Here is an 18,649-nt window from a genome sequence, read left to right as displayed (position 1 = left end):
GCGCGCGATTTTCTCGCGCTAAATTCATAGCGGTACTAAGGTAGGGCAGGACAACCGTCCGGTCCTTGCCAACCGGGGTTCGTGGTCTCTGGTTCCGCAGCCACGGCCCAAAATGGTCGTGAAGTCTCGTTTCTAAGCGAAGACAGCGTTCACCTAAAAGGAACGTATTGGCCGCCGCGGCAATCGGGGCGCTCCTCCGTCGCGCTGATTCACGACTTCGGTGGCTCACGCAATGATTGGCTTCCGTTCGTGCCTTTTTTTCGTTCGCGCGGATGGGCGATACTTGCGTTCGATCTGCGCGGACACGGCGAGTCGGTACATCAGGACCAGCACCAGCAAGACCTCATACCGGAGCAGTCCGATCTGCGTTCGCCGACTGCATATCCGAACGACACCAAAGCTGCACTTGCGTTCATCGAACGACAGCCGCACACCGAAAGTGGGACGATTGCCGCGATTGGCGTCGGACTCGGGGCCGATCTTTCATACGCGGCAGCCGCGCGCGGATGGGGAACCGCAAGCACCGTTCTGATCGGGCTCGATGACAGCCGCGCGCGCGACCTCGCGGGTTCGGGACCGTTCGCGCCGCGCAATGTTTATTTAATGTACGCAGCGGAAGACGCTATCAGTGCTCGCGGAGCCGAGACGATGCTGCGAACAGCATCGCGGCCGACTGAATCGTTCGCTTACGCGGGAACGACATCGACCGGCATCGCACTCGTGCGCGAGAAATCTCCCGAGCTGCTCGCGCGCGCTATAGCCTGGATCGAACGAACGCTATAGCGTTCCGATGCCGGTAAGCTCCGGCAGATCCTTGAGCTGACGCGCAGCCCGTTTCTGCGCTTTGCGGTCGATGCGGCCAACCACCCACGTGTAGATTACCGGTACGAGGAACAGCGTCAGGATCAGCGAGCTAAGCAGTCCGCCGATCAGAACCGTGCCCATCGACATGCGGAACTCCGCTCCTTCCGCAAGACCGAGAGCAAGCGGCAACATGCCGAACACCATAGAGAACGTCGTCATGACGATTGGGCGGAACCGTGTATTTGCGGCTTGCATGATCGCTTCGTCGTATTTCAGACCGCGGCGGCGCAACGTGTTGGCGTAGTCGACGAGCAGTATCCCGTTCTTGGAGACGAGTCCGAAGAGCATGATGATACCGATCATCGAGAACAGGTTCAGCGTCTGGTGCGCGATCGCAAGACCGAACAGCGCGCCGATGATCGCCAGCGGGACCGAGAACATCACGATGAATGGCATCCAGAACGATCCATACAGGACGACCATCAGCGCATAAACCAGCGAGAAGGAGGTCAGCATCGCGATCGACATGCTGCTCATCGTCTCTTCGAAGAATTGCGAATCACCCTGTGTGCGCAACGCGATTCCCGGCGGGAAGAAACCGGGCGACTTTATGGCTTTATCGATCTTCTGCGAAACTGCGCCCAGCGTCGTCGCCCCCGGCTCTATGCCGCCGGTGACGCGGACGACGCGTTGCTTGTCGAGACGCTCGATCTTCGTAGGCGCCTTGTCATACGAGAACGTGGCTACATCGCCGACGCGATAGATCGATCCGTCGCCGGCACGCACCCGAATATTGCGGATTTCTTCGAGCCGATTACGATATTGCGGGGGCAGCTGGACGCGGACGTCGACGAGACCGCTGGATGTGCGTACGCGCGTTGCCACAGCACCACCGATCGCAATGCGCGCAGCCGTCGCGACATCACCAGGATTGAGCCCAACGAAAGCGGCCTTCCTACTATCGACATTGATGTTCAAGCGGGGCGCTGCTGCTTCTGCACCTGTTTGGACGTTGACCGTCCCTGGAACCGATCGAATGAAATCGGCGAGCTTCTCCGCCGCTCCGTCGATCGAGTTGTCGGGTCCACCGACCGTGTAAGATATCGGATCGCCGTTATCATCGCCGACGGTGATCTTTGCACTTGGAAAGGCTGCGGCGAGCTTACGGATGTCAGCGGCGGCGCGATTCGTTTCGCGGCGACGGTTCTTATAGAGCAGCGCGTGAAGCGTCGCATAGCTTCCGCCCTGCGTCGAGCCCCAGCCAGCCGGCTTGTAACCAACGGTCGAGATCGTCTTCTCGATCCCCGGAACCTGCATGACCTCTTGCTCGAATTGCGATACCGCTTTGGCCGTGATCCCGATCGGCGTTCCAACCGGATAGGAGAACGTCATGTCCACCTCTCCGTCTTGCGTCGAAGGGACGAACTCGGATTGAATGGCACCGAGTGGTATGAGAGCGATCGCAGCCACGACCAAAACGGCGCAAAAGGCTACGGTGCGTTTGCCGTGCGCGAGCGCATACGGCAGCATGCGATCGTGATACGTCCGCAGCACCCGCTCGTAGGCAACTTGGAACCAGCCTAGCCAGGACGGCGGCCCGGAGCTGCGCTTCAGCATCGACCACTTTGCGGCGAGCACCGGCGTCAGCGTAAAGGAAACGAACAGCGAGAACATCGTCGCGACGACAACGACGACGCCGAACTCCTTCATGTACTTGCCGACGATACCGGAGAGGAACGCCATCGGAAGGAACACGACGACGTCGACGAGTGTTATCGCAATGGCAGCGCCGCCGATCTCTGCGCGGCCGCTAAGCGCGGCGTCCATGGGCTTCTCGCCCAAATCACGATGTCGCGTGATGTTCTCGAGCACGACGATCGAGTCGTCGACGAGGATACCGATCGTGAGCGATAGGCCCATCAATGAGATCACGTCGAGCGTGAATCCGAAGAGCCGCATCGCGATGACGGTCGCGAGCAGCGAGGACGGGATCGCAACCATGACCACGATCGCGTTCCGCCATGCGTGCAGGAACACCATAAGAACGAGCGCCGTAAGCAAAACGCCCTCACCAAGGGTCTGCAAGACGCCGGCGAGTGACGCCATCGTATATTCGGCCGGGGCGTCGACCTCGGTGAAAGTTACCTGCGAATACTTCTTCGCGATGTCCTTGAGCCTATCGCGCGCGACCTTCGTGGTCGCGATCTCATCGGATGTGACGACGCGATTCAGGTCGAGCAGAACGGTCGGAGCGCCGTTGAAGCGCGAGATCGAGCGCTGATCGACGTGACCGTCCTCGACGGTCGCAACATCCTGAATGCGCAGTCCCTTTTGCGCATAGAAGGTGGCTGAAAGCGGAATCGGCAGCATATCGCTTGCGCGATCGATCTCACTGTGCACCGAAACCGTCGTCTCGGACGACGGAGAATCCATACGGCCGCCAGGAAGGGTCGCGTTGTTCTGCTGCAGAGTGTAAAAGATGTCGGGGAGCGTCTCGCCAGTCGCGAGCATTCGCTCCGGAATCGGGAAGACGTGGAATTCCCGCTTCACTTCACCGCGCTCGTCGACGGATTGAATATTCGGGATGCGCAGAATGTCCGGAACGATCTTCTCGCGCACGACATCTGATAAGCCGGTCGGAGACAGACTCTTCGAGAAGAGCGCCATCGTCAAGACCGGGGCTTGCGATCCACCCGCACTCTTGTCGACGATTGGAGGATCGAGATCGGTAGGCATGTACGTGCGCGCAATGTCGACACGCCGCTGCACATCAATCGCCGCGAAGTTGATGTCCGTATCGATCTTGAACTGCACGATGACCGCGGCGGTACCTTCTTGCGCGGTCGCGCTGAGACGGTCGAGATTCTCGATACCGTCCATTTGGTCTTCGATCGGTTTGATGACGAACCGCTCCATGTCGGCCGGCGACGCCCCGGGATAGACCGCGGTTACGAGGACGATCGGAAACGTTACGTTCGGATTGAGGCTCCGCCCGAGCTTAAAGTACGAGAGCGTACCAAAGACCGCGAGCGCAATGAAAAACATTGCGACGATAATCGGTCTCTGTATGCAGAAGCGAGTCAGCCACATTCTCGAAAGCTCTTACGGCCAGAGTTAGCCTGATGTTTCAAGGGCCGGCATGGCGGCGCCCGCTTCTCTCCGCCCCAAAGGGGCGCGTTTCGCTGGGGACCGCCTCGGAGAGAGGGTCCAATATGAGACAGCTATCTATAGCCCTCGGCGCGTGTGTCGCGGCGCTGGCCGTGACGGCGGGACCTGCGCTTGCGCAAAACTCCACGCCGTCAACCTACAAAGCGGCGCGCGCCGCCGGTGCTGCCGCGCAAAAAGTTGCACCACCGAATCTGGTGCTGCCGGCCGACATGGGTGGCGGAACGTATTCGCAGCGCATGACGAGCACTGACAGCACGACAACGACCCCGAACGCAACACCGAATTCGGTGCCGCCGTCAACGCCAAACAATATCGGGCCCGGAACCGCATCTCCGGCGGACAATAGCGGTGCCTCCAAACCTTCGACGCCCGCAAACGGGCCGCCGAATAACGGGAACAACACCACGAGTCCCAACACGAAACCCGGCGGCTAGTTCGTCCTAACGCGTAAATCCCAAACGGCGGCGATGATTGCAGCACAAAGTGCAAGCATCGCCGCCGCAATCATTGTTACGCGAAAGCCCGCGACGTACGAGGTCTGAATCGCATGCGTAACACTTGCCACTTCTCGCGGCGGTAGACGCAGATCGAGACTTTCGCCTGAGAGCAGGTTGCCACGCTGACGCTCGACCTGAGCAATCGCCGCCTGCGTTAGGTTCAGCTTGGTCACCTCAACGTCCAAGCGCATTTCAAACCTAGAAGCGAGCGCGAGGCCGAGCCCCGCGATCGCAATCAGTCCCGCCGTGCGAGCGACCGCGTTGTTGATCCCCGATGCGATTCCGGCCTGTTCCGCCGGCACCGAGTTCATTGCGGTCGTCGTCAGCGGCGCGACGAAAAATGCGCCCGCACAACCGAGGACGACCGACGCCGGGAAAAAAGTCGTCCAATACGATCCGCCGATGCCCGGAACTGCGAACAGCGCAAAGCCGGCTGCCGCCAACAGCCCGCCCACTACGAGCGGAATTCGCGCGCCGATGCGCACCACGAGACCGCCCGACCAACGCGATGCGACGAACATGATCGCAATGAACGGGAGAAGCGACGCGCCCGCCGCGACCGGCGGATAGCCTTGCACATTGATCAGGTCGAAGGGCATGAAGTACAAGCTTCCGCTCAAGCCCGCGTACAGAAGAAACGTATAGAGATTTGCGCCCGCAAACGGTCGCGACGCGAACAGATCCGCTTTCAGCATCGGGTCGCGCGCGAGACGGCGCTCATAGTATACGAAGGCGGCCACCAGCACCAGGCCTGCGATTGCGGTCGTCAACCCCCAGGTATCGGCCCGCGCGTTTTGCAGCGCGATCAACCCGTAGACGAGCGCACCCAAACCGGCGGTTACGAGAGATGCGCCGATCACGTCGATTGCGCGCGGCGCGTCGCTGTCGCGACTTTCCGGCACGTACGATAAGGTTATCGCCAGCACCGCAATGCCGAGCGGAATGTTGATCAGGAAAACCGCCCGCCATGAGACGGCCTGCGTAAGCCATCCGCCCAAAACGGGACCGATTGCAGCCATGATCGCGGTGTATCCCGACCACGTGCCGATGGCACGCCCGCGCGCCTCGCCGGAAAACGCCGTCGTGATCAGCGCGAGACTCCCGGGCATCAATAGCGCCGCGCCGATTCCTTGAATGCTGCGCGCAGCGATCAGAAATCCCAGCGTCGGCGCAACCGCGCATCCAAGTGACGCAACGGTGAAGAGCGCGGTGCCGAGCGAAAAAATGGCGCGACGCCCGAACCGATCGCCGAACGCGCCGCCGACTAAGATCAGTGCTGAGAGAAACAGCGAATAACTCTCAACGACCCATTGAAGACCCGCAGCGCTTGCGCCCAGATCGCGCTGCATGACCGGAAGAGCAACGTTGACTGCCGTGGTGTCGATGAGCGCCATCGCAGTACCCAGGATGGCGGCAACGAGCACCCACATTTACGTCGGTGTCAAACTTTTCTTCTGGACACGTTCGACGAGCTCGCGTTCGTAGGCGTCGGCTTCCGCAAGTCCGACGAGCTTCTGGCGATCCTGGAACGACATCATGCGGTCGAGCAGGCTCGCCGTCGTGCCCTGCTCTTTGAGAACGCGCAAACCTTCGCGCTGCGCATACGCACCGAGATACAGCATCGCGTTCGGAAAGATGCACAGTTTGAATCCGAGTTCTGCGAGCTTCGAAGCCGGCAAGAGCGGCGTCTTCCCGCGCTCGACGGTATTGAACACCAAGATCTGGCCTTTGAACTCGGAACCGATGCGTTCGACTTCTTCGAGACTCTGCGGAGCTTCGAGGAAGAGCGCATCGGCGCCCAACTCGAGATAAGCACGGCCGCGGCGAATCGCGGCGTCGAGACCTTCGACGGCGCGCGAATCGGTGCGCGCGATGATCAGAAAATCGGGATCGCTGCGCGCGTCGAGCGCAGCCTGGAGGCGATAGAGCATCTCATCGATCGGCACCACGGCTTTGCCTTCGAAATGCCCGCAACGCTTGGGCATCACTTGATCCTCGATGTGCAAGCCGGCGATGCCCTCTTGCTCGTACATCCGAATCGTGCGCTTGACGTTGTGCACGCCGCCGAAGCCCGTGTCGCAATCGGCGATAACGGGGACGTCCACCGAACGCGCGATCGCGCCCGCGCGCGCAGCAAGCTCGGTGAGCGTGATCAAACCAATGTCGGGCTCGCCCAGTAGCGTGTTCGTCACACCGGCGCCCGTGACGTAGATCATCGGAAACCCGGCCTGCTCGATCAATTTCGCGACGAAGCAATCCGTCGCACCCGGAGCCATGACCGCTCCGTCTTGACGTAGGAGTCGCCGGAGCTCGGTAGTGCGCGCGGTCATTGCATCGTCCTTTCTGGTTGCTAGCTCAACATCGAACGCAAAACGTACGGTAATATCCCGCCGTGACGATACCAATCCAGCTCGACCGGCGTATCGATGCGCGCCAGCAATCGAACGGAATCGACTTTGCCGCTTGCGCGCGTAATCGTGCACGTGATGGAGTCGCGCGGCTTGAGTTCACGTAAACCGGTGAGCGTGTACGTCTCGGTTCCGTCGAGACCGAGCGTCTTGCGCGTGGTTCCCGGCTCGAACTGCAATGGGAGGACGCCCATCCCGACGAGATTCGAGCGGTGAATACGCTCGAAGCCTTCGGCGATGACCGCGCGCACGCCGAGCAGCCGCGTGCCGCGCGCCGCCCAATCGCGCGACGAGCCCGTGCCGTACTCGGCGCCGCCGACGACGACCATCGCCGTCCCTTCGGCCTCGTACCTCTTTGCCGCGTCGTAGGTGCTCATCGTCGCACCGTCGGGCATGTGCTTCGTGAACCAACCCTCCGTCGGCGAAACGAGTTCGTTCTTCACGCGCGGATTCGCAAACGTGCCGCGGATCATGACCTCGTGGTTGATGCGGCGCAAATTGTAGGTCCCGATGTCACCCGGTTCGATACCGCGGCTGCGCAAGTATTGCCACGCCGGCGAATCTTTGTGAATCGTCGCGATCGGCGAGATGTGATCGGTCGTGACCGAATCGCCGACGATGACAAGTGGCCGCGCGTTTACAATGTCGTTGACCTTCGGCGTCTCGCGCGTTACGCCGGCGAAGAATGGCGGTCGCTTGACGATCTCGCTGTCGTCAGGCCAATCGAATGTTTCGCCGCTTTGCGAATCGAGCGCGTTCCAATCGTCTGATCCGGAGAATCCCTTATTGTATCGGTCGCGGTAGAGATCGGGTGAAATCGCAGAGTTCAGCGTTCGTTCGATCTCTTCATCGGTCGGCCAAATATCGCGCAGGAAAACAGGCTCCGCATCGTTGCCTTCACCGAGCGGCTCGTTCGTAAGGTCGACGTTGAGGGATCCGGCAATCGCATACGCGACGACGAGCGGCGGCGAGGCGAGGTAACTGGCCTTGGCTTGCGGATGAATCCGGCCTTCGAAATTGCGATTGCCCGAAAGTACGGCAGCCACGACGAGGTCGCCATCATCGACTTGCTGCGCAACGTTCGCCTCGAGCGGGCCCGAGTTTCCCATACAGGTCGTGCAGCCGAAACCGACCGGAGCAAATCCAAGCTCGCTGAGCGACGACTGCAAGCCGCTCTTCTCCAAATAGTCGGTGACGACGCGCGAACCGGGCGCTAGGGACGTCTTCACCCATGGTTTCTTGTGCAGGCCGCGCGCGACGGCGTTTCGCGCCAAGAGTCCGGCACCGATCATCACCGATGGGTTCGAGGTATTGGTGCAACTGGTAAGTGCGGCAATGACGACGTCACCATCGTGGAGTCCCTCTTCCTTATGATTGCCGCCGTTCGCACGACGCGGAAACGTCGGCAACGCTTCCTTAAAACTCGCGGGAACCTGGCCGAGCGCGACGCGGTCTTGCGGCCGGCGCGGACCGGCGAGACTCGGCTCGACTGACGAGAGATCGAATTCGATGACGTCGCTGAAAGCCGGCTCTGGCGTCGTCTCGTCGCGCCACAGACCTTGCGCTTTCGAATAGGCTTCCACGAGCGCAATGTGTTCGGCGCTGCGACCGGTGAGCTGCAGATAGCGCAACGTCTCGCTGTCGATGGGAAAGTATCCGATCGTAGCGCCATATTCGGGCGCCATGTTCGCGAGCGTCGCACGTTCCGGTAAGTGCAGCGTTTCGAGACCTGGTCCGATAAACTCGACGAATTTCGCAACGACTCCGTGCTTGCGCAGCGCTTGCGTCAACGTCAACACGATATCGGTCGTCGTAACGCCGGCTTTCGCGCGCCCGACGAGCCGGCAGCCGACGACTGCGGGGATTGCGAGCGGCAACGGCTGACCGAGCATCGCAGCCAGGGCTTCGATCGCACCGACGCCCCAACCCAGAACGCCGAGGCCGTTCGTCATCGGCGTATGGCTGTCCATACCGACCATCGCATCGGGACACGCAACGGTCGTGCCGTCTGCGTTGTCCAGCGTCCAAACAACGGTCGCGAGAACCTCAAGGTTTATTTGATGCAAGATGCCGTTGCCCGGCGGAATGATACGAAAACGTTGGAACGCATCTTGCGCCCAACGCATGAACGCATAACGTTCGCCGTTGCGCTGAAATTCGAGCGCGAGATTTTGTTTGACGGCATCCGGTACCGAGGCAACGTCGACAATCGACGAGTGGTCTATGATGAGATCGACGGGGATGCGTGGATTGACGTCGCTCGGGTTTCCGCCCAGATCGCGCATTGCCGAGCGCATCGTTGCGAGATCAGCCGCAAGCGGGACCCCGGACGAATCACCGGCAAGGACGCGCACGGGATGAAATGGGATCTCCGTGCCGCCTTTACGTTCCTTACCCCAACCGGCAAGCGCGTCGAGATGCTCGGCAGTGACCACATGTCCGTCGGCATGACGCAACAAATTCTCGAAAAGTATCTTCAGCGAATACGGCAGGCGCCCAAGCCCTGCATATCGCTGCTCTTCTGCCGCCGGAAGACTGAAGAAAGTGTAGCGACGATCGCCGACGTTCAGCTCTCGACGAAATGTCGACCCGTTCACGAGCCGCGGCTTTCCCCGACGAAGCATCTTGGCCTGCTTGCGCGAAGTGACCGCCCGGTCGAATGCGTGTAACGCTAGAGGGGCTCGGCAAAACCTATCCGGCAAAAGACGCCGGAAGCTTTGTCGCGCTCGAAAATGTCTCGCTCGACATCAAGTCGGGCGAATTCGTCGCCGTCATCGGTGTCTCGGGGTGCGGCAAGAGCACGCTGCTCGAGCTCGTCGCCGGGCTGCAACAGCCGACGAGCGGCACCATGAAGTTCGACGGCGTTCCCCACAGTGGTCCCCAGCCGCGCGTCAGCGTCGTCTTTCAAGAAGATTCAACGTTTCCGTGGCGGACCGTCGCGGGAAACATCGGCTTCGGGTTGTCGATGCGCGGCGTCGACGCCAAAACACGCGACGCACGCGTCGAGAAAATGATCGACATGGTCGGGTTGCGCGGCTTCGAGCATCACTATCCTCACCAGCTCTCGGGCGGCATGCGACAACGCGTCGCAATCGGCCGCACGCTCGTTCTCGATCCCGGCCTTCTTCTGATGGATGAGCCGTTCGGAGCACTCGACGAACAGACGCGCTTCGTCCTGGGTGAGGAGCTGTTGCGCATTTGGCGCGAGAGCGGATGTACGATTCTGTTCGTGACGCACAGTTTGCACGAAGCCGTGCAGCTCGCCGACCGCATCGTCGTCCTAACGCCAAAGCCGGGCCGTGTTGCACGTGTGATCGAAAACGATCTTGCGCGACCGCGCAGCGAATCGAACGAACCGGAGCGCTACGGTGCGATGATCGGAACGCTACGCGAGCTGATCAGTGTCTAAAATACTCCTGACACGGATCGCAATCATCGCAATCGCAATTGGAATTTGGGAAGCGCTTGCGCGCGCGCACGCCTTCGGACCGACGCTCTCCGTACCGCCGACCGTTATGTTCATGACGATGATCGAAGCGCTCGGAGACGGACGCCTCGTCCCCGACGTGGCACGCACGGCGGTCGAAATTGCATTGGCGTATGGAATTGCGCTCATTATCGGACTGCCGCTTGGCGTCATCCTGTGGCGCTCGCGCGTGCTTGCAACCGCCATCGAGCCATATCTCTTGGCGTACTACGTCATTCCGTTGTTTGCGTTTTATCCGCTGTTCATCAAGATTTTCGGCGCGGGCATTGCGCCGATCGTTGCGATCGGCGTCATCAACGGCATCGGTGCGATCACCATGAACGTGCTGGTCGGTCTGCGCGAGATACCGCGCGTTCAATTGGCGCTCGCGCGCAGCCTCATGCTTCGACCGGCGCAAACGCTCGTCCACGTCATCATCCCGGCGACCGTTCCTCAAGCGTTCGTTGGTCTGCGCCTCGGGTTCGTCTACGCACTGATCGGCGTCATCGCGGCCGAGTTCATCCTCGCGACGGCCGGCGTCGGATACCGGATCGCATTTGCCTATAACAACTTCGAATCGAAGATCATGTTCGCGACGATCTTACTCGTTTTGATCGTCAGCATCGTGTGCAATCAAGTGCTCATCTCGATCGAGCGTCGCTTGGGAAGATACCGGCGCGCATGAGTCCGCAACGCACGAATCTGATCCGCTTGGGATCCGTCGTCGCCGTCATTGCATTGTGGGCGTTCTTCGCACGCATTCTCGGCGAGGACTTCCTACCTGGCCCCGGGCTGACGCTGCAAGTGATTGCGCAAGGTTTTTCGGAAGGCTGGCTTTGGAAGGCGACGCTGACGACACTCTCCGAGGTCGTGCCGGCGTTCGCAATCGCAGCCGTCGTCGGACTCTTTTTCGGCGCCGTTCTCGGACTCTCGCGCGTGTGGGGCGAAGTGTTCGAGCCGCTCATCGTCGGCGTCTACGCCGTTCCGAAGGTCACGCTCTATCCGATCTTCCTCTTGGTCTTCAAGGTCGGCGCCGCCTCGAAGATTGCGTTCGGAATGTTTCACGGGGTCTTTCCTTTGCAGATCATCGCGCAGGCGGCGATCGCGCACATGCGCCCCGTATATCTGAAGGTCGCTCGCAGTCTCAATCTCTCGCCGGCGCAGACACTGATACATGTCGTGATACCTGCGTTGATCCCAGCGCTCGTGGTCGGACTGCGGCTCGGCTTCAGCCTAACCTTTATCGGAGTCGTCCTGGGTGAGATCTTCGCATCGCGCGGGGGACTCGGATTTCTGCTTTCGGCAGCAGATCAGACTTTCGATGTCAAACGGGTCAACGCCGTCATCGTGATCCTTGCGGTCCTCGGCGTCGGCGTTAACATTCTCTTCAACATGCTCGAACGGCGCGTCGCTCCCGTCTCGGGCACCGAACGTCAAGCGACGCTTGCCGGCTAGCTACGTCATGAAAGGGGCATGTATGAAACAGGCTCGGCGAAACTTCCTGATCGCCGGCGGCGCGGCCGCTGCGACGCTTGCACTTCCACGCATTTCGCAAGCGGCACTCACAACGTTCAACATCACGTGCACGCACTATCCCGAGCAAGACTACGGCTTGCCGATCGTCGTCGCACAACAGCTCGGTCAAATGGCGAAGCTCGGGATCGACGTCAAGTCGATTACCGGTTCGAGCGGCGGCGGTACGACCGTCCGTAACGTCACGCAAGGCGGACTCTCACTCGGACAAGTTGCAACGTCTGCGGGCATCAAAGCCATCTTGGCCGGCGAAGATCTCAAGATCGTCGGCGGCGCCGTTATGACGCCCGGTACGATCTGCTGGATCGTAAAAAAAGATTCACCGATAAAATCGATCAAAGATTTCGTCGGCAAAACCGTCGGCTTCACGCAACCGGGTTCGGTCAGCGAATCGCTGCTCGCGCTCAGCCTCAAAGCGGCGGGTGTGGACCCTGCATCGGTGAAGACACGCGCCGCGGGCGGCATCGGTGAAAACTACACGCTGCTTTCGACCGGCGGACTCGATGCCGCATTCACCGTCGACCCGATTCTCACGCAGCACGCTGCCGATATTCGCCTCGTCTTCTTTGCGCGCGATTACGTCAAGCATTTCTTGCAAACGGTTTGGGTGACGGACTCTGCAACGCTCAAGGACCAAGGTCCGCAAGTTGCAGCGTTCCTTCGCGGCTGGACGTGGGGCGTCGAATACACGACGTCGCACGTGGCCGACGCAGCAAAGATCTTCGCGAAGGCCGGTCAACAGGACGAAGGCCCCGTGACGTACACGCTGCAGCACGAGCAGCCCGCGCAATACTTCGGCAAAGGCAACCTCGACCAAGAAGCGCTTACGAACGCGCTCGAAGCAATGCGCTTCGGGAAGTTGCTGGGTCCGGATAAGATCGACCTGAGCAAGATCATCGATCAAAGCGCGCTGCAAGCTTCCTTGCGTACTTCACTTCCGGCGATGGCATGATGCAAAGACGACAAACATTTCTCACATCCGGTGCGGCTGCCGCAGCAACTCTTGCGCTGCGGCCGGCTGCGTCGGGGGCCGACCTCATTCCGCTGAACATCACCGTCACGCACTATCCCGAGCAGGACTACGCGCTTCCGATCATTGTGGCGCAGCAAAACGGCTTCATGGCGAAGCAAGGCCTAGACATCAAGGCGATTACCGGCTCGAGCGGCGGCGGGACGACGGTTCGTAACGTCGCGCAGGGCGGACTCGCCATCGGTCAAGTTGCGACCCCGGCTGCAATCAAAGCGATCTTGGCCGGCGAGGATCTCAAGATCATCGGCGGCGGCGTCATGACGGCCGGCACGATCTCATGGAGCGTCAAGAAAAACTCGCCGATCAAAACGATCCACGATCTCGTCGGCAAGAGCGTCGGATTCACGCAACCCGGCTCCGCAAGCGAATCGCTGCTTGCACTGAGCCTGCGTGCCGCAAACGTCGACACCGCGAGCGTCAAAACGCGGGCTGCGGGCGGCATCGGTGAAAATTATGCGCTCCTGATGAGCGGGGACCTCGATGCGGTCTTCACCGTCGATCCGCTGCTGACGCAAAAGGCGAATGAGATTCGCGTGGTCTTTTATGCACGTCAGTACGTTCCGCACTTCATGCAATCGGTCTGGGTGACGGATTCCGCAACGCTTCACGACAAGAGCGCGGAGATCGCCGGGTTCCTACGGGGCTGGACGTACGGCGTCGATTACATCACGTCGCACATTCCCGAATCGGCACGGATTTTCGCAAAAGCGACGTCGGCTGACTACAGCGTCGTTCTTACGACGCTTCAGCACGAGCAGCCCGCGCAGTATTTCGGCAAAGGCGACCTCAACCGCGACGCGCTGGCGACCGCCGTCGAGGGCATGCGCATCGGTAAGTTGCTCGGCCCGGACAAACTCGACCTGAGCAAGCTCATCGACCAAAGCGCGCTCGCAAGCACGATGCGAACATCGCTTCCCGCCACGATGTAGCGTGTCGACCACGGCAACGGCAGCAAATCCATACACGCGGGGGCTCGCGGCATTCGTCGCGGGCCTTCGTTACGAGCAGATTCCGGAAGACGTCCGGCATCGCATCAAACTCCTCATCCTCGATTCGCTTGGCTGCGCGCTCTACGGCGTGCGGATGGAGTGGACGAAGATTCTCATCGACACGCTCACCGGAATCGACGCAACGCGCACGTGCTCGGTGTGGGGGACGCCGGCAAAGCTTTCCGGTCCACACGCAGCGCTCGTCAACGGAACGGCAGTTCAGGGCTTCGAGCTCGACGACGTGCATCGATACGGCGTGCTTCATGTGGGAGCCGTCACGCTTCCGCCGCTGTTTGCGCTGATCGATTCCGCGCATCTGCTCGATGGGCGGGCGTTCCTCACGTCGGCGGTCGCCGGATATGAAGTCGGTCCGCGCGTCGGGATGTGCATGGGGCAAGAACACATCGGTCAGGGTTGGCATTCCGGCGCGACGGTCGGCGTATTTTCCGCTGCGGCCGGCGCCGCGCGAGCGCTCGGTCTCGACGAACGGCAAACCGTTCACGCCCTCGGCATTGGCGGAACGCAAGCCGCGGGTCTCATGGCTGCGCAGTACGGCGCAATGGTGAAACGCATGCATGCCGGACGCGCGGCACAGAGCGGGTTGTACGGAGCTCTATTTGCGGCCAATGGGTTCACCGGGATCGAGACGATCTTCGAGAGCGAGTACGGAGGCTTTTGCACGACGTTCTCACGTTCGACCGATCGCTTCGATCTCGAAGAGCTCACCGGTGGACTCGGCGAGCGCTGGGAGACGCTCCGCATCTCGCTCAAGTTTTATTCGTGCGTGGCAAGCAATCATACGACGCTCGATGCGGTGCGCTCGTTACAAGCGAAACACAAATTTACGGCCGGGGACGTCGAGACGATCAACGTTGCGGCATCGCATGTTACCGTCGAACACGCGGGTTGGATCTACGAGCCCAATGGACTCGTAGCGGCACAGCTCAACTTGCCGTTCTCGGTTGCTACGCTTTTGATCGAAGGCGATGCGTTCGTCGATGAATACACGGAGGCAGCCTGCACCGATCCGGCACGTATGGCGCTCGCCAAACGCGTAAGAGTCGTCGAGGATCCTGCGATCACTGCACTCGGGCGCGAACGCCGGCACTACGTCCGCGTCCACGTCGAGCTCAAAGACGGCCGGCGCTTGGAAGAGACGTGCGAAATCGCGCGCGGCAGCGACAAAGACTTCGCGAGCGATGCTCAGGTCATTGCGAAATTCGAGAAGCTCGCCGGTGCCTCGCTACCGCGCGAAAAGGTAACGCAACTCCGCGACGCCGTGCTGCACTTGGACGAGATCGACGACGCGCGAAGGGTTGCTCGCCTTCTAGCCTGAGAGCTCCAAGCGGAAGAAATCGCTCCGCCTCCCGTCCTCGCTCTTCTCTTGATAGACGAAGCATAGGTCGCGATCGTCAAAGGCCTGGAACCAGTCATTCCAGTCAATGCGCTTGAGCGCACGCCCCGTCTCTCCTGGGATGTCGAGCCGCAGGACTCCGATGCCCGTGTTCTGTGAGCGGACACTGCTCGCAGGTTGGGCGCCGCGATCTTCCGCCCACCTCCGAATCAGCTCGTGATCGCGCGTCGTTTGCGTACGACGCCGCGGCTTCTCGCGTTCCTCGGAAGAAATGATGTGCTCGTCGGTGTAGCGGTCGGTTTTTGTGTCTCTCATGGTTCGAAGTCTCCCGCCTGGTTGTTCCCACCCCGCGAGCGATGCTCGGTCTGTCGCCCTCCGATATAAGCGCTCCTGGATGGATGTAACCCCTTTAACAGGTTGACATAACCGCTTTAGAAGGTTACAGTCTACGCATGACTCCGGCCGCCCTTCAGCGCCTCGCGAATGCCAAGTTCCGGTTCACATACGGTTCGAACGCTCTGAATCTCGCGGTGACCCTGCGGCGGCGCGCGTCCGAGCCCGTTGAGTTACTGGTCACGCCGGAAGACGCCAGCCGTTGGCTGAACGCCGCGGGGCTCTTCGAAGAGCCGGTTCGAATTCGCGAGAGCGAGCTGCTCGAGCTTCGCGAACTGCGCGACGCTATCTATTGCATCGGCCACGCCGCATCGGAGCAACGCCCACCATCAGCGAGCGATCTTCGACTTCTCAATCAAGCCGCGCGCCGCAGCGAAGCGCTTCCGCAGCTCGGCGACGACTGGTCGGTGCGTACCTTGCGCGCGGGCGCGTTCAATACAGCCATTGCGACGCTCGCGCGCGACGCAATTGCGATTTTCGGCAGCGACTCTGAACGATCGCTTCTTCGCACGTGCGAGCAATCCGATTGCGGAGGCCTTTTTCTCGATCGCTCGCGAGGCGAACGCCGCCGCTGGTGTTCGATGGCGCGTTGCGGTAACCGCGCTAAAGTTGCCGCATTCCGTAAACGTCAAAAGGAAGAAAGATCGTGAACGAACTCGCGTGGCAAGTCTTCGTCGCCAACGCAGATCGCGGATTGCTTTTCGGCTTAGAGACCGACGGGCGAACGGATGAGGCGGTCAACGACGCGTTCGTCGAACGCGCGCGCTGGTTACTACCCGAGAATGAGTATGGATTGAGGATCGTCCGCACGTACGTCGCTCCGCGCTTGGACGCAATGAGTCTCCGCGCGCACTTTATGGACGCGATCGCAAGCAAGCTTCCGCGCCGCGCCGAGCGTCTTCTTCTCATCGTCGAAGGCTTCGAGCTGCTCGAGGCAAGCGACCGGATCGCGCATCTCGAGACGCTCCGCCTGGCCATGCGGATGCCGAATGTCGTCATCCTCGTGACGGCTGGCCGCTTCGGTCAACGCGAGCGCAAATTCTTCGATCAGACCGGCATATCGGCAAAACCGCTTGACTTGACCGGTCTGCAAACTGTATCAAACCGGTATGATGCCACAGGTCGCGGCCGGAGCTATTCGCTATCGCACGGTCGCTGATGAGCTCGAGCGCCGGATCGCTTCGGGCGAACTGCGCCCCGGCGAACGCATGTCGGGCGAGAACGAGCTTGCGCGCGTATTCCGTGTCAGCCGCGTAACGATCCGGACGGCGCTCGCCCTGCTCGAGAAAAAAGAGCTTATCGTGCGGCGCGCCGGTGCGGGCACATTCGTCGCGATGCCACGCCTCCATCACGATCCCACGATTCTCGAGAGCATGTTTGCGCAGTTCACAAAGGCCGGCATTGCATCGTCGGCGGAGTTGCTCGAATATCAGTGGACGTCCGTTGATGCGCAGACTGCGCGTACACTCGGCTTTTCCGAAGCAATGCGCTTGAGCCGGCTCTGGTCGGTCGGCAAAACGCCCATAGCTTTCACGTTCGCATATCTGCACCCGGCGACGCGCTCGATCTCGCATGAGCAAGCGGAGCAAAATCCGGGATACATGCTCTTGGAATCAGTCGGTCATCGCGTCGACCGCGCGCATCTCAAACTGCGCGCAGAACGCGCCGACCGCAAGATCGCGCAGGCGCTCCACATCGAAGTACACGCACCCGTTCTGGTGCTCGAACGCACCAGCTATTCGGATGCCAATGAGGCGCTCGAGCACACGGAATGTTTTATGCGCTCGGATGCAATCGATTTCGTGCTGACCGTGCGGGATGGCGCATCGGTCTCGGCGTCTTTCGAACAATCGGGAAGCGCGCGCCACAACGGGGCCCAGCACAACTAGGGCTTTTCATATATACTCGTATGGATGCGAGGCGTCGTTTTTACCGGAGATCGCAACCTAGAGCTCCGCACTTTTCCCGATCCCGCACCAGGACCCGGCGAGGTCGTCATTGAGCTCAAGGCATCCGGGATGTGCGGCAGCGATTTGAAGGTCTACCGTCACTCGAAAAGCGCGGGCGGGGACTTAGCGTTCGGATTCGCGGATCCCGGAGAGATCATCGCGGGACATGAACCGTGCGGCATCGTGGCGGCTGTCGGCGCCGACGTCACGGAAAAGCAAGCCCGCATTGGGGCTCGCGTGATGCAATTTCATTATGCCGGCTGCGGTTTCTGCGCGCAGTGCCGTTCGGGCTGGGGACAGCTATGCCTCGAAGGCGTGAAAACGATCTTCGGTGTTACGGGGAACGGCGCGCACGCAAAATATCTCAAGTGCCCTGCAAATACGCTTGTGCATCTGCCGGACGAGCTTTCGTTTGAAACCGGTGCTGCGATCTCGTGCGGCACGGGCACGGCGTGGGCGGCGCTGCACCGCCTAGGACTCGGCGGCCAGCACACGATCGCAATTTTCGGACAAGGTCCCGTCGGTTTGTCCGCAACGCAGCTCGCGGTTACACTTGGGGCGCGCGTCATCGCCATCGATGTTGGACGCGAACGCCTCGAAGCTGCCCGCAAGTTCGGCGCCGATGCGACGGTTAATCCGTCGCAAACCGATGACGTCGTCGGCGCGATTCGCGAGCTGACACATGGTCCGGGAGCCGATGTCTCGCTCGACGCGTCGTCGTCGCCTGTGGCGCGCGCGCAAGCCGTGCGGTGCGTGCGAACCTGGGGAAAAGCGTGCTTCGTCGGGGAGGGCGGCGACGTTACGCTCGACGTGAGCCCCGATCTGCTTCGGCGTCAGGTGACGCTGATCGGATCGTGGACTTTCTCGATTACCGGCCAAGCCGAATGCGCACGCTTCATCGCCGACCGAAACATTGATGTCGACGCACTGTTCACCGATCGCTGGCGTCTCGCTGATGCAGAACACGCGTACGAGGTCTTCGACACACAAACGAAGGGCAAAGGCGTCTTCGTCGACTTTGCTTAGGGCAGGTTTGGCGATAGTTCTTCTTCTAGTCT

The 18,649-nt window shown here is 60.8% G+C and carries 17 protein-coding genes; 12 read left to right on the top strand and 5 right to left on the bottom strand.

The genetic code is table 11. The annotated features are described in order from the left end of the window. Positions 1 to 81: 81 nt before the first annotated feature. Positions 82 to 783 carry an alpha/beta fold hydrolase gene (locus VGG22_01520; GenBank protein ID HEY1727040.1) on the top strand — a complete coding sequence of 234 codons (702 nt, stop codon included), beginning with the start codon at positions 82 to 84 and terminating at the stop codon, positions 781 to 783. Here VGG22_01520 and VGG22_01515 read toward each other — a convergent pair. Beyond that, on the bottom strand, positions 778 to 3,894 hold the full coding sequence (locus VGG22_01515; protein ID HEY1727039.1) for an efflux RND transporter permease subunit: 3,117 nt from the start codon (positions 3,892 to 3,894) through the stop codon (positions 778 to 780). The genes VGG22_01520 and VGG22_01515 overlap by 6 nt on opposite strands. 122 nt (positions 3,895 to 4,016) lie before the next feature. Here VGG22_01515 and VGG22_01510 point away from each other — a divergent pair, with 122 nt between their 5' ends. Further along, a complete protein-coding gene (locus VGG22_01510) occupies positions 4,017 to 4,406 on the top strand; it encodes a hypothetical protein (protein ID HEY1727038.1) in 390 nt (129 codons plus the stop codon). Here VGG22_01510 and VGG22_01505 read toward each other — a convergent pair. The 3 genes from VGG22_01505 to acnA are packed head-to-tail and all read right to left on the bottom strand — an operon-like array spanning position 4,403 to position 9,474. Continuing rightward, a complete protein-coding gene (locus VGG22_01505; GenBank protein ID HEY1727037.1) occupies positions 4,403 to 5,893 on the bottom strand; it encodes an MFS transporter in 1,491 nt (496 codons plus the stop codon). The two genes, VGG22_01510 and VGG22_01505, sit on opposite strands and share 4 nt — an antisense overlap. A 6-nt stretch (positions 5,894 to 5,899) precedes the next feature. Further along, positions 5,900 to 6,799: an oxaloacetate decarboxylase gene (locus tag VGG22_01500; protein ID HEY1727036.1), complete on the bottom strand. Its 900-nt coding sequence runs from the start codon at positions 6,797 to 6,799 to the stop codon at positions 5,900 to 5,902. Positions 6,800 to 6,819: 20 nt separating this feature from the next. Beyond that, complete coding sequence (gene acnA, locus VGG22_01495) at positions 6,820 to 9,474, bottom strand: aconitate hydratase AcnA (GenBank protein ID HEY1727035.1); 2,655 nt, start codon at positions 9,472 to 9,474, stop codon at positions 6,820 to 6,822. A 62-nt stretch (positions 9,475 to 9,536) separates the two neighbouring features. On the opposite strand from acnA, the gene VGG22_01490 reads away from it, so the two are divergent. From VGG22_01490 to VGG22_01465, 6 genes are read left to right on the top strand one after another with little or no spacing between them, the layout of a single operon-like run. Continuing rightward, positions 9,537 to 10,286 carry an ABC transporter ATP-binding protein gene (locus VGG22_01490; GenBank protein ID HEY1727034.1) on the top strand — a complete coding sequence of 250 codons (750 nt, stop codon included), beginning with the start codon at positions 9,537 to 9,539 and terminating at the stop codon, positions 10,284 to 10,286. Next, positions 10,279 to 11,028, top strand: coding sequence for an ABC transporter permease (locus tag VGG22_01485; GenBank protein HEY1727033.1), 750 nt, complete (start codon positions 10,279 to 10,281; stop codon positions 11,026 to 11,028). Before VGG22_01490 ends, VGG22_01485 begins: the two co-directional genes overlap by 8 nt. After that, complete coding sequence (locus VGG22_01480) at positions 11,025 to 11,798, top strand: ABC transporter permease subunit (protein HEY1727032.1); 774 nt, start codon at positions 11,025 to 11,027, stop codon at positions 11,796 to 11,798. Before VGG22_01485 ends, VGG22_01480 begins: the two co-directional genes overlap by 4 nt. 22 nt (positions 11,799 to 11,820) lie before the next feature. Then, the gene (locus VGG22_01475; GenBank protein ID HEY1727031.1) at positions 11,821 to 12,828 is read left to right on the top strand and encodes an ABC transporter substrate-binding protein; all 1,008 of its coding nucleotides are present in this window, start codon (positions 11,821 to 11,823) and stop codon (positions 12,826 to 12,828) included. Continuing rightward, positions 12,825 to 13,835: an ABC transporter substrate-binding protein gene (locus VGG22_01470; protein ID HEY1727030.1), complete on the top strand. Its 1,011-nt coding sequence runs from the start codon at positions 12,825 to 12,827 to the stop codon at positions 13,833 to 13,835. The genes VGG22_01475 and VGG22_01470 overlap by 4 nt, the downstream gene beginning before the upstream one ends. A gap of 1 nt (position 13,836) precedes the next feature. Then, positions 13,837 to 15,231, top strand: coding sequence for an MmgE/PrpD family protein (locus VGG22_01465; protein ID HEY1727029.1), 1,395 nt, complete (start codon positions 13,837 to 13,839; stop codon positions 15,229 to 15,231). On the opposite strand, the gene VGG22_01460 is transcribed toward VGG22_01465, so the two are convergent. Beyond that, positions 15,223 to 15,564 (bottom strand): hypothetical protein, encoded by a 342-nt coding sequence (locus tag VGG22_01460; GenBank protein HEY1727028.1) that lies wholly within the window; start codon positions 15,562 to 15,564, stop codon positions 15,223 to 15,225. The two genes, VGG22_01465 and VGG22_01460, sit on opposite strands and share 9 nt — an antisense overlap. A 137-nt stretch (positions 15,565 to 15,701) precedes the next feature. Between VGG22_01460 and VGG22_01455 the strand changes: the two genes are divergently transcribed. Genes VGG22_01455 through VGG22_01440 form a run of 4 tightly spaced genes read left to right on the top strand, consistent with a single transcriptional unit; the run spans position 15,702 to position 18,617 of the window. Then, entirely contained in the window at positions 15,702 to 16,292 is a 591-nt protein-coding gene (locus tag VGG22_01455) for an ABATE domain-containing protein (protein ID HEY1727027.1), read from the top strand. Beyond that, entirely contained in the window at positions 16,289 to 16,801 is a 513-nt protein-coding gene (locus VGG22_01450) for a hypothetical protein (GenBank protein ID HEY1727026.1), read from the top strand. Before VGG22_01455 ends, VGG22_01450 begins: the two co-directional genes overlap by 4 nt. After that, a complete protein-coding gene (locus VGG22_01445; GenBank protein ID HEY1727025.1) occupies positions 16,752 to 17,531 on the top strand; it encodes a GntR family transcriptional regulator in 780 nt (259 codons plus the stop codon). The genes VGG22_01450 and VGG22_01445 overlap by 50 nt, the downstream gene beginning before the upstream one ends. Before the next feature lie 24 nt (positions 17,532 to 17,555). Beyond that, positions 17,556 to 18,617, top strand: a complete 1,062-nt coding sequence (locus tag VGG22_01440; protein HEY1727024.1) for a zinc-binding dehydrogenase — start codon at positions 17,556 to 17,558, stop codon at positions 18,615 to 18,617. Positions 18,618 to 18,649: the final 32 nt, after the last annotated feature.

This window comes from Candidatus Baltobacteraceae bacterium (assembly GCA_036489885.1).
Classification (GTDB): domain Bacteria; phylum Vulcanimicrobiota; class Vulcanimicrobiia; order Vulcanimicrobiales; family Vulcanimicrobiaceae; genus JAFAMS01.
The sequence above is the reverse complement of the archived record's forward strand: the minus strand, read 5'-3'. Positions and strand labels throughout refer to the sequence as shown.

Excerpts from the sequence above, each read along its gene's own strand:
- VGG22_01460 (HEY1727028.1), bottom strand. The coding sequence starts at position 15,564 with ATGAGAGACACAAAAACCGACCGCTACACCGACGAGCACATCATTTCT.
- VGG22_01440 (HEY1727024.1), top strand. The coding sequence starts at position 17,556 with ATGCGAGGCGTCGTTTTTACCGGAGATCGCAACCTAGAGCTCCGCACT.
- VGG22_01475 (HEY1727031.1), top strand. The coding sequence starts at position 11,821 with ATGAAACAGGCTCGGCGAAACTTCCTGATCGCCGGCGGCGCGGCCGCT.
- VGG22_01445 (HEY1727025.1), top strand. The coding sequence starts at position 16,752 with ATGATGCCACAGGTCGCGGCCGGAGCTATTCGCTATCGCACGGTCGCT.
- VGG22_01480 (HEY1727032.1), top strand. The coding sequence starts at position 11,025 with ATGAGTCCGCAACGCACGAATCTGATCCGCTTGGGATCCGTCGTCGCC.
- VGG22_01515 (HEY1727039.1), bottom strand. The coding sequence starts at position 3,894 with ATGTGGCTGACTCGCTTCTGCATACAGAGACCGATTATCGTCGCAATG.
- VGG22_01490 (HEY1727034.1), top strand. The coding sequence starts at position 9,537 with ATGCGTGTAACGCTAGAGGGGCTCGGCAAAACCTATCCGGCAAAAGAC.
- VGG22_01510 (HEY1727038.1), top strand. The coding sequence starts at position 4,017 with ATGAGACAGCTATCTATAGCCCTCGGCGCGTGTGTCGCGGCGCTGGCC.
- VGG22_01470 (HEY1727030.1), top strand. The coding sequence starts at position 12,825 with ATGATGCAAAGACGACAAACATTTCTCACATCCGGTGCGGCTGCCGCA.
- VGG22_01500 (HEY1727036.1), bottom strand. The coding sequence starts at position 6,799 with ATGACCGCGCGCACTACCGAGCTCCGGCGACTCCTACGTCAAGACGGA.
- VGG22_01455 (HEY1727027.1), top strand. The coding sequence starts at position 15,702 with ATGACTCCGGCCGCCCTTCAGCGCCTCGCGAATGCCAAGTTCCGGTTC.